The 19,055-nt window shown below is 40.6% G+C and carries 14 protein-coding genes and 10 tRNA genes; 11 read left to right on the top strand and 13 right to left on the bottom strand.

Annotation, left to right across the window (positions count from 1 at the left end; genetic code table 11):
• Positions 1–30: 30 nt before the first annotated feature.
• From DK924_RS04190 to DK924_RS04180, 3 genes are all read right to left on the bottom strand, one after another.
• A tRNA-Glu gene (locus DK924_RS04190) sits at positions 31–106 on the bottom strand.
• A gap of 143 nt (positions 107–249) precedes the next feature.
• Positions 250–325: transfer RNA gene (locus DK924_RS04185), tRNA-Glu, on the bottom strand.
• A gap of 36 nt (positions 326–361) precedes the next feature.
• Positions 362–437, bottom strand: a tRNA-Ala gene (locus DK924_RS04180).
• A gap of 766 nt (positions 438–1,203) precedes the next feature.
• On the opposite strand from DK924_RS04180, the gene DK924_RS04175 reads away from it, so the two are divergent.
• The 8 genes from DK924_RS04175 to DK924_RS04135 all read left to right on the top strand — a co-directional run bounded on the left by DK924_RS04175 (position 1,204) and on the right by DK924_RS04135 (position 4,502).
• A tRNA-Val gene (locus tag DK924_RS04175) sits at positions 1,204–1,279 on the top strand.
• Positions 1,280–1,425: 146 nt separating this feature from the next.
• Positions 1,426–1,501: transfer RNA gene (locus tag DK924_RS04170), tRNA-Val, on the top strand.
• Between the two features lie 170 nt (positions 1,502–1,671).
• Positions 1,672–1,747 (top strand) — tRNA-Val (locus DK924_RS04165).
• A 167-nt stretch (positions 1,748–1,914) separates the two neighbouring features.
• Positions 1,915–1,990 (top strand) — tRNA-Val (locus DK924_RS04160).
• 49 nt (positions 1,991–2,039) lie between these two features.
• Positions 2,040–2,115: transfer RNA gene (locus DK924_RS04155), tRNA-Val, on the top strand.
• 150 nt (positions 2,116–2,265) lie between these two features.
• A tRNA-Val gene (locus DK924_RS04150) sits at positions 2,266–2,341 on the top strand.
• Between the two features lie 49 nt (positions 2,342–2,390).
• Positions 2,391–2,466, top strand: a tRNA-Val gene (locus DK924_RS04145).
• Between the two features lie 404 nt (positions 2,467–2,870).
• Positions 2,871–4,502, top strand: a complete 1,632-nt coding sequence (locus DK924_RS04135) for a response regulator (RefSeq protein ID WP_021033161.1) — start codon at positions 2,871–2,873, stop codon at positions 4,500–4,502.
• Between the two features lie 124 nt (positions 4,503–4,626).
• Here the strand turns inward: DK924_RS04135 and msrB are convergent, their stop codons facing one another.
• The 8 genes from msrB to DK924_RS04095 all read right to left on the bottom strand — a co-directional run bounded on the left by msrB (position 4,627) and on the right by DK924_RS04095 (position 13,554).
• Positions 4,627–5,067: a peptide-methionine (R)-S-oxide reductase MsrB gene (gene msrB, locus DK924_RS04130; protein WP_008115220.1), complete on the bottom strand. Its 441-nt coding sequence runs from the start codon at positions 5,065–5,067 to the stop codon at positions 4,627–4,629.
• Positions 5,068–5,149: 82 nt separating this feature from the next.
• Complete coding sequence (locus tag DK924_RS04125) at positions 5,150–5,590, bottom strand: hypothetical protein (RefSeq protein WP_010388390.1); 441 nt, start codon at positions 5,588–5,590, stop codon at positions 5,150–5,152.
• Between the two features lie 8 nt (positions 5,591–5,598).
• A complete protein-coding gene (locus DK924_RS04120) occupies positions 5,599–6,099 on the bottom strand; it encodes a DUF2919 domain-containing protein (protein ID WP_010388389.1) in 501 nt (166 codons plus the stop codon).
• Entirely contained in the window at positions 6,096–6,440 is a 345-nt protein-coding gene (locus DK924_RS04115) for a DUF3392 family protein (RefSeq protein WP_008115215.1), read from the bottom strand. Before DK924_RS04115 ends, DK924_RS04120 begins: the two co-directional genes overlap by 4 nt.
• Complete coding sequence (gene ligA / locus DK924_RS04110) at positions 6,433–8,454, bottom strand: NAD-dependent DNA ligase LigA (RefSeq protein ID WP_109874396.1); 2,022 nt, start codon at positions 8,452–8,454, stop codon at positions 6,433–6,435. Before ligA ends, DK924_RS04115 begins: the two co-directional genes overlap by 8 nt.
• Before the next feature lie 78 nt (positions 8,455–8,532).
• The gene (zipA, locus tag DK924_RS04105; RefSeq protein ID WP_054202488.1) at positions 8,533–9,279 is read right to left on the bottom strand and encodes a cell division protein ZipA; all 747 of its coding nucleotides are present in this window, start codon (positions 9,277–9,279) and stop codon (positions 8,533–8,535) included.
• A gap of 73 nt (positions 9,280–9,352) precedes the next feature.
• A complete protein-coding gene (locus tag DK924_RS04100; protein ID WP_109874395.1) occupies positions 9,353–12,754 on the bottom strand; it encodes a chromosome segregation SMC family protein in 3,402 nt (1,133 codons plus the stop codon).
• Between the two features lie 68 nt (positions 12,755–12,822).
• Positions 12,823–13,554, bottom strand: coding sequence for an RNA methyltransferase (locus tag DK924_RS04095; RefSeq protein WP_010388385.1), 732 nt, complete (start codon positions 13,552–13,554; stop codon positions 12,823–12,825).
• Between the two features lie 174 nt (positions 13,555–13,728).
• Here DK924_RS04095 and DK924_RS04090 point away from each other — a divergent pair, with 174 nt between their 5' ends.
• Genes DK924_RS04090 through DK924_RS04080 form a run of 3 tightly spaced genes read left to right on the top strand, consistent with a single transcriptional unit; the run spans position 13,729 to position 16,144 of the window.
• Complete coding sequence (locus DK924_RS04090) at positions 13,729–14,817, top strand: YjgN family protein (RefSeq protein ID WP_075169561.1); 1,089 nt, start codon at positions 13,729–13,731, stop codon at positions 14,815–14,817.
• Complete coding sequence (locus tag DK924_RS04085) at positions 14,817–15,857, top strand: M48 family metallopeptidase (protein WP_109874394.1); 1,041 nt, start codon at positions 14,817–14,819, stop codon at positions 15,855–15,857. The genes DK924_RS04090 and DK924_RS04085 overlap by 1 nt, the downstream gene beginning before the upstream one ends.
• The gene (locus DK924_RS04080) at positions 15,854–16,144 is read left to right on the top strand and encodes a hypothetical protein (RefSeq protein ID WP_008115202.1); all 291 of its coding nucleotides are present in this window, start codon (positions 15,854–15,856) and stop codon (positions 16,142–16,144) included. The genes DK924_RS04085 and DK924_RS04080 overlap by 4 nt, the downstream gene beginning before the upstream one ends.
• A gap of 64 nt (positions 16,145–16,208) precedes the next feature.
• On the opposite strand, the gene speB is transcribed toward DK924_RS04080, so the two are convergent.
• Together speB and speA are read right to left on the bottom strand one after the other, a co-directional pair.
• The gene (gene speB, locus DK924_RS04075; protein WP_010388380.1) at positions 16,209–17,132 is read right to left on the bottom strand and encodes an agmatinase; all 924 of its coding nucleotides are present in this window, start codon (positions 17,130–17,132) and stop codon (positions 16,209–16,211) included.
• Positions 17,133–17,135: 3 nt separating this feature from the next.
• Positions 17,136–19,049 (bottom strand): biosynthetic arginine decarboxylase, encoded by a 1,914-nt coding sequence (gene speA / locus DK924_RS04070; protein ID WP_109874393.1) that lies wholly within the window; start codon positions 19,047–19,049, stop codon positions 17,136–17,138.
• Positions 19,050–19,055 lie beyond the last annotated feature (6 nt).

Below are 19,055 nucleotides of genomic sequence, written 5' to 3'. Positions count from 1 at the left end.
AATAACACTACCCTACTGTATAATAGTAAGTGGCGTCCCCAAGGGGATTCGAACCCCTGTTACCGCCGTGAAAGGGCGGTGTCCTAGGCCTCTAGACGATGGGGACACTAAAAAGTGTCACTAGGACGATTGATTAGTTTAACTCACATCCTGAGCTCTTAAGGTAATGGCGTATAGTACAAATAAAGACTCGAGCTTTATGTGTTACGCTATTTTCTCGGTAAAACCGCCTTTAACTAAAAAGTTAAGTGGCGTCCCCAAGGGGATTCGAACCCCTGTTACCGCCGTGAAAGGGCGGTGTCCTAGGCCTCTAGACGATGGGGACACAGAAAACTGCTACCCTAGGACAAACACTAAAAATTGGTGGAGCTATGCGGGATCGAACCGCAGACCTCTTCGCTGCCAGCGAAGCGCTCTCCCAGCTGAGCTATAGCCCCAACTTATTCAATACGCTCGGTGATAACCACGTCGTGTATCGCTTAGTGCGGGGCGCATTCTATGCACCCCCCAAAATAAAGTCAACAGTTTTTTGTGCGACATTATTTAAATGGTTTAATTTTCAACAAACTGGCTATCATACATGCTAAAAAGTAGATTTTCATACTACTTAGTAACAATGAGCTTCGTTAAGTGTGCCACATTTAAGTTTGAGTTGAGCATAACGACCCTATAATACTAAAAGCACCTATTCACATCGGACTCAAAAGGTATACATTTATATGCAAATTGAGTTATCACTGCTTTTCTCCTAAAACGGGCCTACTTCCATCATAGCCTAGCTGGATTTTATTAAATGCTAATTGTAAAGCTTAACTATGCTAAGCGATAAACAACTTGCTAATTTGAGTGGTTTAAACAATTGAATAACATAGGCAGGATGATCTGAACTAGAAAACTTTACTTTGATTTATTGGTTGCAACCCTGACTCGGCAAATCAATTACCACTAAATTGTATTAATTTTCATCCTTAAAAAGCAACAGAACTCTATCTAGTGAATATAAATATAGTTATATTAACCCCCAGCCAAAGCTGCTTATTGTTCGTTTTATGTTACCTTGTTGATAAAGTGAACACTATTTGCATTGCATTGATTATAAAAGCTTCATTCAGCACATTTTTATCATTCAAGTGTTGACACATTTACAAGTCTATCTATAATAGCGCCCCACAACAACGCAGCAATGTGGTGTTGTTTAGATGCGGGTGATTAGCTCAGTTGGGAGAGCATCGCCCTTACAAGGCGAGGGTCACTGGTTCAAGTCCAGTATCACCCACCACATTCTAATGTGTCGTATCTAAGTTCTATATGGGTAATTAGCTCAGTTAGAAATAAGAGAGTGTCATCGTTATTTACAAATAACGGCGAGGTTCACTGGTTAAAGTCCAGTACTATTTTTATAATAGTTTAGTTTGATTTATATGTGGGTGATTAGCTCAGTTGGGAGAGCATCGCCCTTACAAGGCGAGGGTCACTGGTTCAAGTCCAGTATCACCCACCACATATAAAAACTGTTATTATATAAGTAGCTATTCGTTTTAAATTTGTAATATGAGTCGTTAGCTCAGTTACAAGAAATGAGAGCATCACCGCTATTTAGAAGTAACGGCGAGGTTCACTGGTTAAAGTCCAGTACTATTTATTTTAATAGTAGCGTTTTAATTTATATGTGGGTGATTAGCTCAGTTGGGAGAGCATCGCCCTTACAAGGCGAGGGTCACTGGTTCAAGTCCAGTATCACCCACCACATATAAAAACTTATTATATAAATAGTTACATGTTTAAATTTGTAATATGGGTCGTTAGCTCAGTTACAAGAAATGAGAGCATCACCGCTATTTACAAGTAACGGCGAAGTTCACTGGTTAAAGTCCAGTACTGTTTATTTTAATAGTAGCGTTTTAATTTATATGTGGGTGATTAGCTCAGTTGGGAGAGCATCGCCCTTACAAGGCGAGGGTCACTGGTTCAAGTCCAGTATCACCCACCACATATAAAATCTATTATTATGTTAATAGTCATGTGTAAATTTGTAATATGGGTCGTTAGCTCAGTTGGGAGAGCATCGCCCTTACAAGGCGAGGGTCACTGGTTCAAGTCCAGTACGACCCACCATTCTTTGAATGGTGCATATTACAAGATGTCTAAATGGGTGATTAGCTCAGTTAGAAAAAGAGAGCATCAGCGCTATTTACAAGTAACGGCGAAGTTCACTGGTTAAAGTCCAGTACTATTTATTATAATAGTTTTGATTAATTTATATGTGGGTGATTAGCTCAGTTGGGAGAGCATCGCCCTTACAAGGCGAGGGTCACTGGTTCAAGTCCAGTATCACCCACCACATATAAAAATTTATTATATAAATAGTTACATGTGTAAATTTGTAATATGGGTCGTTAGCTCAGTTGGGAGAGCATCGCCCTTACAAGGCGAGGGTCACTGGTTCAAGTCCAGTACGACCCACCATTCTTTGAATGGTGCATATTACAAAAATCTAAATCCTCCAGTACCACCTTCCATTTTAATATTCATTATCCTCCACTCTTTTAGTTCAAGTTCAGTATTAATTACCATTTAGAAATTCGTTACCAAGTAATTCTTCGGTTTCAAAAAATCAGTATTCCAATCACATACCAAAAATTTATCTTTCGAGTTTTATTATCTCCAAAATCATTTTGTTTAAACTTACTTTATTACGCGTGCTATTCATTTACTTTAAATGGGTTTTTAGCTCTTTTAAGGTAAAAATATAAACCTTTAGAATTAATTTGCTTAATAAGCTCTCATCTTCGAGACGAATCTTTAAATTACCTTGTAAGCGTCTAAACTGTTGATTATAGTCTGTGTTAAATTCAATTACGCTTAAGCCAATGTCTAAAAATATTTTCAATGAAGCAAAAATACTGATTGTAGAAGAGCAACCACTTGCTCAAAGCTACATGAAACAGTCGCTCGAAAAAATTGGCTTTGGACATATGCGTTTTGCAGATCATGCTCTAGCGGCAAAAGAACAATGCTTACATGAAGAATTTGACTTGGTAATTTGCTCTTTTAATCTAAGCAAACGCCAAGATGGCTACCAGCTTTATGAAGAATTACGCGCTAAAGCATTAATAAAACACTCTACTGGGTTTATTTTTACATCTGCGGAAACTAGCGGAGAGTTAGTTCACAGTGTATTAGAACTTCAACCCGATGACTTTTTAGTAAAACCCTTCTCTGTACAAGAGTTAAGAGTGCGCATAGAGCGTATTCTCAAACGTAAAAGCGACTTAAAAGCTATATACACTTTAATTGATGACGATAACCAGTCTAAAGCATTGAAACAAATTAATGCCCAACTCGATAAAAGTAATAAATACAGCCCTATTCTACTTAGATTAAAAGGCAATATTTTACTGGCGCTAAAACAAAACCAAGAAGCGAAAGATTTTTTTAAGTCAGTTTTGAATATGCAAAAGTTTGCATGGGCAAAAGTAGGATTGGTAGAAGCCTTAATTGCTAACAATGAGCATATTTTAGCTCAGCGCATGCTTAAAACAATGCTTGAACGTAATGAGACTCGACTTATAGCCTTAGACTTATTGGGGCGTTTAGAAATAAAACTAAACCAATTTGATTTAGCCCAAGACTTTTTAAGCCAAGCGACACATATTGCTCCACGTAATATAGACCGTCAAAAATCACTGAACAGCGTATCGCTCATTAATAGAGATTATGAAACCAGCTACTTAACTCAAAAAGATATTGCCACTTATGCTAAGTACTCTATGCATGATAGCCCAGACATTTATTTAAATGCTGCTCGTGCTGGGATTGATTTTGCATTGACCACAGATCAAACCGACCAAATAAACAGGATCTCTCGTCAAACAAATAAATATATTAATGAGCTAAAAACACAATTCCCAACCAGTAATGCGCAAACTCAAATCGATGTGCTCAATGCACGCCTTTATTATTTAAAAGATGAACATAAAAAAGCGAAACAGCTCATTGAGCAACTTGATGACAGCGATACTCAAATACGTTCAGTAGATGGTGCCCTAGACAAAGCAAAAGCACTGCATGAATTAGGTTTTCACCAAAAGGCGCAAGCGCTATTTAGCCAAATAATTGATCATTGCGAACGTCACCCAAGTAGAAGCGATGCTACTTACTTGCGTTATATACAGCAACAGCAAAGTGAAAGACGTGATATTAAAATGGGGCCGAAAGAGCTCAATAATCATGCTGTTAAGCAGTTTGAGCGCGGCCAATTAAATGTTGCCTTAGAGGCATTCAGCCAAGCATTTAGAGTCATGCCACACAATCCAAGTATTGCGCTTAATTTATTGCAATGTTTAGTGGATAAGTCAAAAAAACATGGTGACTCTTTCAATAGTCTGTTGGCCCAAAAGTGCTTTAAACTATTAAAAAAATCTCCCTTAGCAGAAGAGCAATCAGAGCGGTTCGATAAACTACTTCAGATTGCTAAAGAAATGAAACTAGAGATTAGTTAGAGCCTGTTTGGCATTAATGCTGCGTTATCGCCTATTTATGGTGAGTAACCACACCACATAGGCGCTGCCTTGCCTAAACCCCAAACAGACCGCTGCAAATTTAACCTTGAAAGGTCAACAGGCCCTAGAGCTTTTTCATTGCCAGTGCGTTTACACAGTAGCGTAAACCAGTAGGAAGTGGCCCATCAGGGAAAATATGCCCTAAATGCGCATCACACACATTACAAACAACTTCAACTCGCTCCATGCCATGACTATTATCCATGACATAACCAATCGCTTCCTCAGTTGCCGGTTGGGTAAATGAAGGCCAGCCGGTGCCACTATCAAACTTTTCATCTGCATCAAATAGTAAGTTGTCACAACAAACACACACATACTTACCTGGCTCTAACAAGGTACAACTACTCGAACTATTTGGTCGTTCAGTTCCCTTTTTACGGGTCACATAATATTGCTCTTCGTTTAACAGTTCGCGCCATTGCTGATCTGTTTTAACCACTTTTCGAACCGGTGTTGGATTACCATGGTTGGCAAAATTAACAATATCGTTCCACTTCAACATAACAACCTCATTACGTTATTAATTTAACTAGCAATCATTTACTTGTAGTCTGGTACGCCTGTGGCTAATACCACGATCAACGCTATCTAAAGACTATAGTGTGCTTTTCTGTTGCTGTAAGTATACGGCTTACATAGGCATGCAATTGGGCTTGACTGCCAGGAATGCTCACGCTTAATTGTCTGTCATTATTACTGTGCACTATTAGTTCATCGTTTCTTATTTCTATCGACTCAATATTACTGATGACTAACCAATGCGGGCCATTTTTTTTATCAAACAGCCCTGTTAAACTAAAAACAAATAAGTGCTGCGCATCGCGTTGAATAAAATTACGCAGCGGATTGCGCATTTTAAACAACGGCGTTAATCGGTAACAACACGAACAAAACACCACAACCCACATAACTAAGGCAGCTTTAAACCAAAGGTGTTCCCCTAAAGAAAAAAAGTAGCCACACGCTATAATTACGAGCCCTATTAAAGCGATTACTAATGCTATTTTTTTATTGATACTATGCATAAGCCCTCTTACTTTTTATCAGTTGCTTTTTCTGTCGGCTCGGGCCAATCACTAAAGAAAACGCTTAAGTAACGACTTTTTGCCAAATACCACAACACCCATAATACAATCACCATTTGCACAGCTAAAAACAATGAGAAGCGATAATGGCTATGGGCTGCCTGAATACTTAACCACGACAAATCAATTAATGCACACGCAATCAGCGGCCAACGCATATACCGCCAAATACGCGCCAAGCGCTGCGTAGCTTGATGCGAGTCTCTTGGTCTGCGTAAACAAAATAAAATAGTAGGTACAATCGCTACTGCACCGATCGCTATAGCAATAAAAAAATCATCTTTTGACTTAAAAAACAATGACATTAAATCAAGCTCAGGTCGACGACTCAACGCGGCTATCACCCAAATAAAATAGGCACGCAGTAGCACTAAAATACTCAAGTGGAATGCGAATGGTGTACGATAGCTTCCATATTTATCCCAGTATTCAGGCCCATATCGACTCACAACTGATTTTTCCTATCGGCAATAGTGCCCAAAATAAAAAATGCCACTAATAAGGTAAGCGCTAACCACTTAGTGCCAAAAAACAGTAAAGCTTTAGTTAGCAGTGGGCTTAACCACACCACTAACAAGCCAAAGCCAAACGCAGTTATCAACACAAAACACGCCACCCTAATAATAAAGTGGCGCCTAGCTACGACGCCTTTGGTTAACTTTAAAATGTCATCCGCATACAGCGACACTAAGCACACCATTAAAAGCAGTGATAAATGCGGCAAATAGCCCTGTAACCATTGGCCTAGGTCAATTAACAAGGTATTAAGTATATTTGTAAAACTAGCCATTATGAGTCTCTAACAAAGTAATTAAATCATCCTCTGTCAGTATTTCTATACCAAGCTCTTGCGCTTTGGTGAGCTTAGAGCCGGCTTTTTCGCCCGCCACTAAGGCATCTGTTTTTGCTGAAACACTGCCAGAAACCTTGGCGCCTAATTGTTGTAGGCGCGCTTTTGCATCATTACGATTAAGCGTATTAAGCGTCCCAGTTAGCACATAAGTTAAACCCGCTAGCGGCTGTTCTTGCTCTGATGGCGCTGTTAACTGTGGCCAGTTTACTCCTTGCGCTATTAATTCGTTTACCACTGTCAGGTTATGCTCTTCAGTAAAAAAGCCGCGAACATGCTTCGCCACTATTTCACCTACATCGCTTACTTCTATTAGTTGTTCAATGCTGGCATCAATCACGTTTTCAAGCGTTAAAAAGTGATTAGCCAAATTCTGAGCTGTGGCCTCACCGACTTCACGAATACCCAGTGAATATAAAAACTTTGCTAAGGTAGTGGTTTTAGCATCATCAAGCGCCGCAACTAAGTTTTTTGCTGATTTTGGTCCCATTCGTTCAAGTGATTCAAAATGTCCCTGCTTTAAAATAAATAAATCCGCAGGGGTTTTGATCAGCTCTCGGTCAACTAATTGATCAACAATTTTGTCGCCTAAGCCGTCAATATCTAAAGCCTTACGTGAGGCAAAATGTTTAATCGCTTGTTGGCGCTGTGCTTGACATACCAAGCCGCCTGTACAACGTGCAACAGCTTCACCTTCAACCCGCTCAACGTGCGAGTTACAAATTGGGCACATAGTTGGAAACACAATCTCTTTTGCATCGCTTGGGCGTTGTTCAAGCACTACTTGGGTAATTTGTGGGATCACATCCCCAGCGCGACGAATAATCACAGTGTCGCCCACTTTTACGCCTAAACGGGCAATTTCATCAGCATTATGCAGCGTTGCATTCGATACCGTAACACCACCAACAAATACCGGCTCTAGTCGCGCAACAGGGGTAATAGCCCCAGTACGCCCTACTTGAAACTCTACGTCTAGTAAGTGTGTTATTTCTTCTTGTGCCGGAAACTTATAAGCAATAGCCCAGCGCGGCGCACGCGCAACAAAGCCTAGGCGCTCTTGTAGGGCTTTTTTATTTACTTTTATTACCACGCCATCTATTTCATATTTTAGCTCGCCACGGCGCGTTAAAATGTCATTATAATAGGTAAGCGCGGCCTTTGGGCCTTCAACTAGTTTTGTTTCTGGACACAGTGGTAATCCCCAGTCGGTAAGCTTGGCAAGTTGCTGGTAATGATCTTCAGGTAATGTGCCATCGGCGACCAATCCGGTGCTGTAGGCATAAAACATCAGTGGCCGTTTTGCGGTAATTTTTGAGTCTAGCTGGCGTAAACTGCCCGCTGCCGCATTACGTGGGTTTACAAAAACTTTGTCACCGCGCTTTTCTGCTTCGGCATTTAATTTTTCAAAGCCCGCGCTATCCATAAACACTTCACCGCGCACTTCAAGCTCACGCGGGTAATCATCACCGCGTAACTTTAATGGCACATTGCGAATTGTTTTTACATTTTGGGTAATATTTTCGCCAGTAAAACCATCGCCACGAGTCGCTGCTTGCACTAATACCCCATCGCGATAAATAATCGATACCGCTAAGCCATCCAGTTTAGGCTCACAGCAAAATGTAAGCTCTTCAGTGCTCATTAAACGCTCTTTAATACGACGATTAAAACCATTGAATTCGTCTTCACCAAAAGCGTTATCAAGCGACAACATAGGCACTTGGTGTGCTACTTGCTCAAACTTGGCAAGCGCCGCCCCACCTACTTTTTGAGTAGGTGAATCGGAGGTTAAAAACTCAGGGTGCTGGGTTTCTAATTCGCTCAAAGTACGTAATAAGCGATCATATTCGGCATCGGGTATGCTGGGTGTATCAAGCACATAATAACTATAATTGTGTTGCTCAAGCGTGGTACGAAGATGATTAATTTGCTCACTAATGCTGCTTGCCATGTAGACCTCAAAAACATAAAAAAAGCCACTTTGACGAGTGAACGCCCAGTGGCTTACAAAATTTAACTTATGCGTATATTACGCAGAAAATGCGCGAACCTGCTCAACATATTGACGAATACGCTCTACCGTCATTTCGTTTCGCTCAGCATCCAAGATTTCAGCTCCAAATTCATCTGCTAGCTTCTTAGCGGCGCTGTGCAGCATATTAAACGCTGCAAGGCCATCGCCATCACATGGTAGAGTCATAAATAAGCTCACGCCTGCGGTACTAAACTGTTCCATATTATCAATATCGAACGTGCCAGGGTTATACATATTTACCAGTCTAAATAACACCGGCCCTTGGCCTGCAGGGTCTAGATGGCGATTAAAAAAGCCTTCTTCTGAATATTTAAAACCTAGCGTGTTAACTGCTGGCAGTAATTTACTGCCTTGCATGGTCAGTCCTTCTGGCATTTGAATATGCACAATCACAAAGTCTGAAACATCTTTAGGGGCGTCTTGTTGTGTATCAACAGCCTCTTCGGTTACCACTTCAAGGTCATCTTCAATAGCTGTATCAGCTGGGCTAACATCTATTTGTGGCTCATCAGCACTGAAGTTTAACTCACTCATTTGTGGCTCTTCTCGTTGCGCTAACGTTGGCTCTTGTGGCTCAGTATGCACAGATGAAGGCTGCTGTTCTTGAACAGGTTCAACTCGCTCGCTTGCAGGGAGTTCAGCATTCTCTTTTTTTCTTACTGACCACAAACCGTGTATTAATAAGCCACCAATGACAAACACACTGATCACAATTAAAACCCATCTTAATTCTTCGGCCATCCCCTCACCTTTTATTATTAATATGCCTAACTGCCATCATTTTACCCAAAACAACTAGCAAATGACTATAAAATTATGCATGTGCAAGTTGCACCGCTTGTTCAATATCTACAGCAACCATGCGCGACACGCCTGGCTCTGCCATGGTTACACCCGTTAATCTACCCGCCATTTCCATTGCAATTTTATTATGGCTTATATAAATAAACTGCACAGATTGTGACATTTCTTCAACCAATCGGCAAAAACGGACCACATTGGCATCATCTAATGGGGCATCTACCTCGTCCAGCATACAGAATGGAGCTGGATTGAGCCTGAATATAGAAAACACCAATGATAATGCGCTCAGCGCTTTTTCTCCACCACTTAACAAATGAATTGTCGAATTTTTTTTACCCGGAGGTCTTGCCATTATACTAACACCACTTTCGAGTAAATCGTCACTGGTTAATTCTAAGTAAGCACTGCCGCCGCCAAACACCTTAGGGAAAAGCTGGCCAAAATCGTGATTCACTTGATCAAAGGTAGACTTAAAGCGCGTTTTGGTTTCACGGTCTATTTTATGAATAGCGCCTTCTAATGCTGTTAATGCTTGCGTTAAATCATCCAGCTGATTATTTAAATAATCACTTCTTTGCTTAGCTTGTTCAAATTCATCAATGGCTGCAAGGTTAACGGCTCCTAGTTGCTCTAGCTGATTACTGACTCCAGCAAGTTGATTTTGCGCTGCATTTAATGACAACTCTGCAGGAAGCTCTGCTAAAACCTGTTTTAAATTTTGATTAAGCTCGCTAAGTGGCTCAAGTACCGCTTGCGCTTTTATTAATAGGCTTTGCTCTTCAATGCTCAGCTTCTGGTGTTGCTCCTGTAATGCCACCAGCTCAGTTTGTGACGTTTTTAAACTCGCTTGTTTGGTTTGTAATTCTTGTTTTGCTTGAGCTAACTGCTGTTGAATATCCACAAGGGTTTGTTCGCCTTGTTGGTGCTGTACTAATAATTGTTCAATACTTAGTGCAAGCTCTTGCTCAGGAATAAGTAACGCCTCAATTTGCTCTATTAGCTCTTGCGTTCCTTCTACAGCCATTGTTAATGCTTGTTCGGCATGGTTCAACTTGGTTTGACTGAGCTGCCACTCACTACGCACTTTTTGCTCATTAAGGTTTGCCTGATGTGCTTGCGTTTTATACTGTTCAGCATTATTTAAAGCTTGTTTGTAACCTTCATCACTATTTATTCGTGTGCTATCGGCTTGGTTAAGCTCTACAGCTAAGGCCTCTAACTGCTCTGCAAGCTGTTCATTTTTATCAAGCTCTTCGCCCAACAATTCAGTTAACTGCTGCTGTTGTTCTAGCAGTGGCTGACGTTGTTGTTGTAATTTCGTCACCTGTTGCTGATGTTGATCAGCTTGCGCTTTGAGCATATCACCACGCGTTGTTGCTACAGCAAGTTGTTGTGCTAATTGATGAATAGTGTCTTTGCGCTCATTTTGCTGCTCGGTTATTAATACAGCTTGCGCTTGATGTTCTTCAAGTGTGGAGTGTGCGTCCGTCAATGCCTGTTGTTGTTGCTCAAGTAAGGTTTCTTGCTGCTTGAGCTTTTTGTGCATTAATAATAAGGAATTTTCTGCATTTTTTTCGCCACTAAGATGCCAATTTCGACCATGTAACGCTCCTTGCTTGTCCATCACTGCAATATAACTGGCATCGTTAAGATGGTGTGTTTGACCCTCGGCATCATAAGCAATATGGTTTAATAACTCTGGGTAGATACCAGCGCTAATAAAGGCAGCAATACTATTGCTTGCCACAGACTGTGAGGGTATTTGCCACGTGCTATTTTCTGCTTTACCTGGTGAAACATAAATATGCTCAAGTGATGACAGCGCCTGCTCTACTAAAAACTCATAACCAGGCTGAACAGTTAACTGCTTGAATAAAGTTAAAGTTTTATCGCTGTTTTTTTCAAGTCCAAGGGTAGTTTTTAGCCCTGCTATACCGGCTTTTAGTTCATTAACTTGCTGAGATAAATGCTGCCATTGCTGCTGAGCTTCATCAAGCTGTTGCTGCTGTATTGCCTGAGCACTTTGACCTCTACTATGAGCAGTTTGCGCGTTAGCCAGCTGCTCTGTTAGCGTTTGTCTGTGCTGCTGTTGCTGAATTAATTGCTGCTCTATCTCACTGCGTTTTAACTCATCTATTTGCTCATCAAGCTGCGTTAGTTGTTGCTTAACATAACTGATTTTCTGCTCTGTATGTTTTACTGCATTTGCATGCGCTAGCTGCTGATTATTTAATTTTTGATAGTCTTCTGTTAGTGATTGCCACTGTGACGTGTCGGCATTTTTAATCTCCAGCAGCCGATTAACCTCATCGGTAAGTTCTATAACCTGCTCGCTACACATTAAGTTATGCTCTACAGCCTGTTGCAAGTTGTCATCTAACTCTTGGCAAAGACTTTGTTGCTGCGTTTTGACTTCTTCACTTTGGTTTTTTTGTTGCTCTAACTTGGCTAAATTTTGTTTCAGTGAAAGCGTTTGTTGCTTAATGCTAATCTGCTGCTGTTCGCTGCGAGTCAATTCAGTATGCGTATGATGCTGCTGTTGCTGTGCATCATCGAGTTTATCTTGTTGAGCTTGCACTTGAGCATCAAGGCTTGCCAGAACATCATCATGGCCTGAATGCGCCGTTTTAAAGAAGCTGATTTGGTCATCCAGCTTTTTTATTTGCGCACTTTTATCGAGCTGTTGCTGATGCAGTTTTTGCCATTTTAATACCGCTATTTGCCCCTTTAAGGTGCGCTCTTGGGATTTAAGTTCGCGATATTTTTTAGCCTCAACCGATTGTACCGCCAGTTTATCAAGCTGGTTTTGTAACTCTTGACGAACATCAAGCAGTCGCTCTAGGTTTTCTCTGGTGCTTTTTATGCGTGTTTGCGTTTCGCGGCGGCGCTCTTTGTATTTAGAGACCCCTGCGGCTTCTTCTAAGAAAACACGTAGCTCTTGCGGTTTGCTCTCAATTAAACGTGAGATCATCCCTTGTTCAATAATAGCGTAGCTTCGCGGCCCAAGGCCCGTGCCTAAAAATATGTCGGTAATATCACGTTTTCGGCATTTACTGCCATTTAGAAAGTACAATGACTGACCATCGCGAGTCACCAAACGCTTAATAGCCACTTGGTTACGATCAGCAAAAGTATTGGGTAACTTACCCTGGGTATTATCAAATATTAATTCAACGGAGGCTTGCGAAATGGGCTTGCGGTTAGTAGAGCCATTAAAAATGACATCGGTCATGGCATCGCCACGTAAATTTTTAGCTGAGCTTTCACCAAGCACCCATCGCACCGCATCAATAACGTTTGACTTGCCACAGCCATTAGGGCCGACAACACACGTCATTTGGTCAGGAAATGGAATTTTAGTGGGCTCTACAAACGATTTAAAGCCCGCTAATTTAATAGTGCTTAAGCGCATTTTATTGTTATTACCGATTTATTATTGTTTTTTACTATAAGTAACTTAACGCATAAATAGCTAAAAAGTTAAGCTTGGCGTTTAAAATTATCTAAAATAATACCCGTGGCCATTGCTACATTAAGCGACTCTGCACCGCCAAAAGCCGGTATGGTTATTTTGTTGCTCACTAATTTTGCACACTGCTCGCGTATTCCATGTGACTCGCTGCCCATAAGCAATACACCTTGGCCACTAAATTTAGTGCTATGCACACTTTGGCCATCTAAAAATGCACCATAAATAGGCATGTTTAATGTAGATAAGTATTCAGGCAATTCAACTTGGCTTACCGATACGCGAACGAACGACCCCATTGTGGCGCTAATTGTTTTTGGGTTATACGGATCGGCACTGTCAGTGCTAGCAACAATATGTTTTATACCGTACCAATCAGCCACGCGAATGATGGTACCTAAATTCCCAGGATCAGACACTCCATCCAAGGCTAATATTAAACTGTTTTCATCTGGTAATACGGTGCTTGGCATATCAATAATTGCAATAGCCGCATTATTACTTACCAAAGTACTGGCCTTTGTTAGCTGCTCTTCATCCGCTGTAATAAAATGCGTTTGAGGATATGAGCTTTGGTTATTATCAATAAAGCTTTGCGTTGCAAATACATCGTTTACTTTTAATGGACTATTTAATAACTCCAGTACATTTTTTTCGCCTTGTACTAAGTATTGGTTAAATTGCTTGCGATACTTTTTTTGGCCAAGCTGGCGAATAAGTTTAAGTTGGTTTTTTGAAATCATGACAGCCCCATTAAATTATCTGCACAGTATACCAGAGGTGACTTAAAGTGCAGCCCCATAAACAGTAAAAGCAATAAAAATAGCCTACTTACAATCAGCTAGCTAATTATAAAGATTGTTTTTTTTATCTAAAAAAGGTAAATTTACAAAAAACAACATGGATATATTTTTAAAATGGAACCAGTACACCCAACTTCATCTGAGTCAAATCAAACACCCCCTGCTATTTTTAGCGGTAAAGTACAATTTAGCGGCAAAGCCGGCGAATTTTTTGGTATATGGATTGTTAATATACTGCTGAGTATTATTACTCTCGGAATTTATTCGGCATGGGCAAAAGTTCGCACCTATCGTTATTTTTACGGTCATACGCGTATCGACGGCCATAGCTTTGACTATCTAGCGACCCCAATACAAATTTTAAAAGGACGCATTTTAGCGGTCATCGCATTTTTAATTTACACCTTACTTAGCAGCCTCGCACCAGCGATAGGCCTTTTATTTGCTATTGGCTTTTTATTTTTATTGCCGTGGATCATCAACCAAGGTCTGCGTTTTAATATGCGTATGACTCGCCATCGTAATGTACGCTTTGCCTTTTCAGGTAATTACGGCGATGCATTTATTAACTTTGTTTTATTGCCTATTGCAAGTGTATTCACATTACACCTATTACTGCCGTATGTATTAAAGCGAATTGATCAATATATGCATGAAAACATCAGCTATGGAAATAAACCACTTACGGTAAATCTTCAGGGCGAACGCTATTACATCGCAGCACTTATTACCCTAGGAGTTGCAATAGGTGGCTTAGTTATTTTTGGCTTCTTTGCTGGTGCAAGTGCCTTAACTATCGATAACTTAAACACACAAAACTTTAGCCTTTCGACAATTGTAGTGCCGCTATTAATTGCTACGTTGTATGTTGCGTTTTTAACACTAGTAGGCGCTGTTTATCATTCGCTTATTCGAAATCATATTTTTAATAACAGCGAATTTACAGAAGTCGCTACCTTTGATTCGAACTTAAAAGCCATTGACTATGCCATCTTACTATTTACTAATGTATTGGCAATTATATTTACCTTAGGACTGGCCTACCCTTGGGCTAAAGTACGCAGAGCAAAGCTGTTAGCATCGGTTACTGAAGTCACTATTTATAGCGGCGCACTTTCGTTGATTGATGTTGCACAAAATGAGCAGTCATCATTTGCTGAAGAAGCGGCCAATGTGTTTGATATTGATATTTCACTCACCTAATGAGTAATTATCCTATTTTTGGCTGTTATTATTACCCTAATAGCAGCCAACATATTAAAAGCTATGCACACCTTTCCCATGAGCAAATAACACTTGTTGACTCTGAGAATACGACGTTACTTTCGTCAACTTTAGACGATTGCCAACTTGATAGCCCGTTACCTGGCATGGCGTCAGAGTTAAATTTTGCTGATGGTGGGCGATTTATTCCTCAAGATGTAGAATTTAGGTGGCCATTCGCGCTTAAAGAGCATGGACTCAGTGAACGCTTAGAAAAAAATAAGATTCTTATTGTTGCATCCGTGCTGCTAATTCCCCTATTACTTTGGTTAATTTTATACCGCTTAATACCATCAGTAGCCGTTTATAGCGTTAACTTAGCACCTGCCTCGACAATTGAAACGATGGGAGAGCAAACGCTCAGTGTAATAGAAAAAGTCGCATTAGAACCTTCTCAACTTTCTACTAATAAGCAATCAGAAATACAGCAACAATGGCGTTTAATGCTTAACTCGCTCAATTTAGACAGTGCAAAGTTTAGGCTATCTTTTTATCAGTCTGATTATTTTTCAGCTAATGCGTTTGCTCTTCCAAATGGTCGGGTTGTAGTAACTGACGAACTTGTTGATCTATTAAAAAATGATCCTGATGCCCTGCGTGCTATTTTACTTCATGAAATTGGTCATGTTCAGCACCATCACAGCATTCGACTTGCGGCACAAGCTGCAGCGAGCACCGTTGTATTTGCAGTTATTTTTGGTGACTTAGAAGGTATATTAGAAGTCGTGCTTGGCTCTGGTTCATCTTTTTTACAACAAGCGTTTTCGCGAGATATGGAACAAGAAGCCGATATATATGCGATTAAAAACCTTTTAAAATTAGGCTATTCTAATCACGACTTTGCTGATGCAATTGAAGCACTGGAAAAGAATTTACAAGCGCAAGAAGGGAGCTATGATGATGCTTGGTTAAAGTATTTATCAACGCACCCAAGTTCCCAAGAGCGAATAGAATATGCGAGGCAATATAAACCACAATGACCCCTGAACTGAATTTATTGTTATTAGTTATCATTATGATAACGCTTGGCTACGGATTTATTTATCCGCGCTTTGCAGGCAGCAGCTTTAAAAAAGTATCGGTGCAAGATTTATTTGCAACAGGCATTACGCTATTAATTGCATCTACTCTTTATTACAACTCAGGCGTGCAATTTAGCTGGTTAATATTTGAAGTTAATTGGTTTTGGTTTACTTTTTTAACTTACGTCATAATCGAAATTCCGGTGTTTTTTATTTATGCTAAAAAGCACAATATGCAGTTTTAATAGTCTTTTATTTTCATACAAAAAAAGCGCCAAATTGGCGCTTTTTAAACTGCATTAACACATATTAATATTTATGCTTAAATGCCCACAAATGCAGTAATTCACTGGCAATCGTTGCAGCGGCAATGGCGGTAAGCTCACTTTGGTCGTACGACGGGGATACTTCAACCACATCCATTCCCACCATATTAACCCCTTTCAGTGCGCGTAAGATTTTAAGCACTTTATCAGAGGTTAAACCACCACACACGGGTGTGCCCGTACCTGGTGCAAAGGCGGGGTCTAAACAATCTATATCAAAGGTTAAGTAAACCGGTAAATCACCCACTCGCTCAATAATCTGAGCTGCAATATCATTCGCATGCAGATCATTGGCTTGCATGGCATCAATCACTGCAAACTCATGCCTGCTTTGATCAAAGTCAGTACGAATGCCGAGCTGAATACTGTGATTAACATCAATTAACCCTTCCATTGGCGCATGATAAAACATGGTGCCGTGATCAAAACGCGAGCCGTTGCTATAGGTATCGGTATGCGCATCGAAGTGAACTAATGCCATTTTGCCATGAATTTTTGCATGTGCGCGCAATAGTGGTAACGTTACGAAATGATCGCCACCCAAGCCTAATAATGTTTTACCTTGGCGAAGTATTTGCTCTGCCGCCATTTCTAATTGCGCGGTAAAATATTCAGGGTCGCCTACCGGATAAGTAAAGTCGCCAGCATCCGCCACGGTTAAGCGCTCAAACAATGGAAATGTCCATGGGTATTTTGTATCTTCCCATGCTAAATGTACCGATGCTCTGCGAATAGCATCAGGCCCTAAGCGGGCACCAGGGCGCCCTGAAGTGGCTAAATCAAACGGTAGACCCAATACCACTACATCGGCTTCAATCGCGTTAATGTTTTGTACCATAGGACGACGTAAAAACGTCATCCCATTTGAGTACAATGAGTGGTCAACACAACCAAACAAGCTAGACATTGCTTATAACTCTTCTAAATAAGTGTAGCCATCAAGGCCGCTTTGCAACTCGTCTAAAACGCTTTGCTGTTCATCTGCTGCAATTTTTGCGCTGACTAACTGCGCGTATGACTGCTGAAAACCTTCAACATCTAAATGTACATAACGCATCATGTCAGCCACAGTATCACCATGATTAATCTCTGTAATGCTAGCAACACCTTGCTCATCCATATTTACAATAGCACTGTGCGTATCACCAAATAAGTTATGCATATCGCCTAAAATCTCTTGATAGGCACCTACTAAGAAAAACCCCATTAAATAAGGTTTGTCTGCTGTAAACTCAGGTACTGGCAACGTACTTTCAATGCCTTGACCATCAACATAATGCTCTAATGCGCCATCAGAGTCACAAGTAATATCCAATAACACCGCACGTTTTTGTGGAGCTTGCGTTAAACCACTTAATGGCAATACCGGAAACACTTGGTCAATACCCCACGCGTCAGGCAATGACTGAAACAATGAGAAATTGACAAAAAACTTATCCGCTAAACGCGCATTCAGATCATCTATAATCGGTCGATGAAAACGGTTTTTGTTATCCATTAATTTATTAAGTTCATAACACACGCGTAAGTTTATTTGCTCTGCCCATGCACGCTGAGTTAAATCTAATAATCCCATCGCAAACTGACTATGCGCTTCAGCTAAATCACCTTGGCTGTCGTGAAAAATCTCAATTAATGCACGGTCATCAGTAAGCACATGCAATTGTTGCCATGAAATCCACATATTTTTAAGTAACTGCGGCGCATCATCAGCTGGCGCTTCTATTTCTTCCGGTGTATACGTTTCGGTGCCAATTACATTGGAAATTAGTACCGCGTGATGCGCTGTTAATGCTCTTCCCGACTCTGAAATAATGGTAGGAAAAGGCTGTTCATACTGCTTACAAATATCACCTATGGTGTACACAATATTATTTGCGTATTCAGCTAAACTGTAGTTCATTGAGTTGTGTGATTGACTGCGTGTGCCGTCGTAATCAACCGCTAAACCGCCCCCTACATCAAGGCACTCTATGTGTGCACCCAACTTACGTAATTCACAATAAAAACGAGCAGCTTCACTTACACCTAAGCGTACATCACGAATGTTGGCCATTTGCGACCCTAAGTGAAAATGCACAAGCTGAATTAAATCAAGCTGATCTGTTTCTTTTAAGCGGTTTACTACATACAGCACTTGTGAAGCAGATAACCCAAACTTCGATTTTTCACCGCCACTTGCCTGCCATTTACCTTTGCCTTGTGAGGCTAAACGCACACGAATACCAATACGCGGTTTTACGTTAAGTTCTTTGGCTTGGCTAAGCACCATATCCAGCTCAGACAGTTTCTCAAGTACGATATACACTTTATGGCCCAGCTTCTCGCCAATCAGCGCTAAGCGCACATATTCTTTATCTTTGTAGCCATTACACACAATCACCGCACTGGTTTTTTCAGCCAGCGCTAATACAGTTAATAACTCTGGCTTGCTACCAGCCTCTAAACCTAGCTGTTTTTTTTCTACTTGCGCTTGGCTGGCAACAATTTCTTCAACAACTTCACGCTGTTGATTTACTTTAATTGGATAAACTAATAAATAGTCTTTTGGATAGCCATAGCTTTCTATTGCGGTATTAAATGCGCCACATAAGCTATGCACACGATGGTGTAAAATTTGTGGAAAGCGAACGAGTGCTGGCAAACTTAAACCTTTTTCTTCAAGTTGCTTAGCAATGTCTGTTAGTGCAATGGTTTGCTGTGGGGCATCAGCCTTGGGCGCAACATACACATCACCTTGATCATTAATACCAAAAAAACCTTGGCTCCAATGACGAACGTTGTAGCTCGTACGAGCTTGTTCAAGTGATGTTGTCTCTTTCATTTATCT

The organism is Pseudoalteromonas sp. meg-B1 (assembly GCF_003173795.1).
Classification (GTDB): Bacteria; Pseudomonadota; Gammaproteobacteria; order Enterobacterales; family Alteromonadaceae; genus Pseudoalteromonas; species Pseudoalteromonas undina.
The sequence above is the reverse complement of the archived record's forward strand: the minus strand, read 5'-3'. Positions and strand labels throughout refer to the sequence as shown.

Excerpts from the sequence above, each read along its gene's own strand:
- DK924_RS04135 (WP_021033161.1), top strand. The coding sequence starts at position 2,871 with ATGTCTAAAAATATTTTCAATGAAGCAAAAATACTGATTGTAGAAGAG.
- msrB (WP_008115220.1), bottom strand. The coding sequence starts at position 5,067 with ATGTTGAAGTGGAACGATATTGTTAATTTTGCCAACCATGGTAATCCA.
- DK924_RS04125 (WP_010388390.1), bottom strand. The coding sequence starts at position 5,590 with ATGCATAGTATCAATAAAAAAATAGCATTAGTAATCGCTTTAATAGGG.
- DK924_RS04115 (WP_008115215.1), bottom strand. The coding sequence starts at position 6,440 with ATGGCTAGTTTTACAAATATACTTAATACCTTGTTAATTGACCTAGGC.
- ligA (WP_109874396.1), bottom strand. The coding sequence starts at position 8,454 with ATGGCAAGCAGCATTAGTGAGCAAATTAATCATCTTCGTACCACGCTT.
- zipA (WP_054202488.1), bottom strand. The coding sequence starts at position 9,279 with ATGGCCGAAGAATTAAGATGGGTTTTAATTGTGATCAGTGTGTTTGTC.
- DK924_RS04100 (WP_109874395.1), bottom strand. The coding sequence starts at position 12,754 with ATGCGCTTAAGCACTATTAAATTAGCGGGCTTTAAATCGTTTGTAGAG.
- DK924_RS04095 (WP_010388385.1), bottom strand. The coding sequence starts at position 13,554 with ATGATTTCAAAAAACCAACTTAAACTTATTCGCCAGCTTGGCCAAAAA.
- DK924_RS04090 (WP_075169561.1), top strand. The coding sequence starts at position 13,729 with ATGGAACCAGTACACCCAACTTCATCTGAGTCAAATCAAACACCCCCT.
- DK924_RS04085 (WP_109874394.1), top strand. The coding sequence starts at position 14,817 with ATGAGTAATTATCCTATTTTTGGCTGTTATTATTACCCTAATAGCAGC.
- DK924_RS04080 (WP_008115202.1), top strand. The coding sequence starts at position 15,854 with ATGACCCCTGAACTGAATTTATTGTTATTAGTTATCATTATGATAACG.
- speB (WP_010388380.1), bottom strand. The coding sequence starts at position 17,132 with ATGTCTAGCTTGTTTGGTTGTGTTGACCACTCATTGTACTCAAATGGG.
- speA (WP_109874393.1), bottom strand. The coding sequence starts at position 19,049 with ATGAAAGAGACAACATCACTTGAACAAGCTCGTACGAGCTACAACGTT.